The sequence below is a fragment of the Burkholderia sp. A9 genome (assembly GCF_000801975.1).
The window spans coordinates 1-533 of record NZ_JSZN01000093.1 but is presented as its reverse complement, the minus strand read 5'-3'; the positions used below and the strand labels follow the sequence as shown (position 1 = coordinate 533).

Annotated in this window: 1 protein-coding gene; it reads right to left on the bottom strand. The window is 62.7% G+C overall.

What is annotated here, in order from left to right:
- Positions 1–427: ABC transporter permease subunit (locus PI86_RS15600; RefSeq protein ID WP_039324481.1), on the bottom strand; the 427-nt coding region annotated here is incomplete at its 3' end.
- Positions 428–533 lie beyond the last annotated feature (106 nt).

The window sequence follows — 533 nt, the reverse complement described above, 5'->3', positions numbered from 1 at the left end:
CGCGCTGCCCCTTCGGCAGCGCGTTGATCCCGGCGCGCACCTGTTCGCACACGCGCGCGCCGGTGAACAGGCCGAGACAGATGATCGACGCGGTGAAGAACTGCGTGCCGGGCGGCAACTGCTTGATCCAGGTGCCGATAGCTGCGGGCAGCAACTCGGGCACGACGAGGTACCAGACGAAGAACTGCACGATCAGCGGGATGTTCCGGAAGATCGACACGTACACGGTGCCGAGCGCGGAGAGCCATTGGTTCGGCACCGTGCGCAGCACGCCGAACAGCGAGCCGACGATCAGCGCGATGACCCAGGCGACGAGCGACACCTCGATCGTCACCCAGAAGCCGGACATCAGCCATCCGAAGTAAGTCGTCGGCTCGCCGGTCGAGACGGGGCTCAGGAAGATGCCCCAGTTCCAGTGGTAAGACATGGGCAAGACTCCAGCAAAAAGAAACGGAAGAAGCGTGGCCTCTTCCGTTTCAGTAGCGTCATTTCTGCATCAACGACCGTGTGGTCAGTCGAGCGCCTTGTCGTTC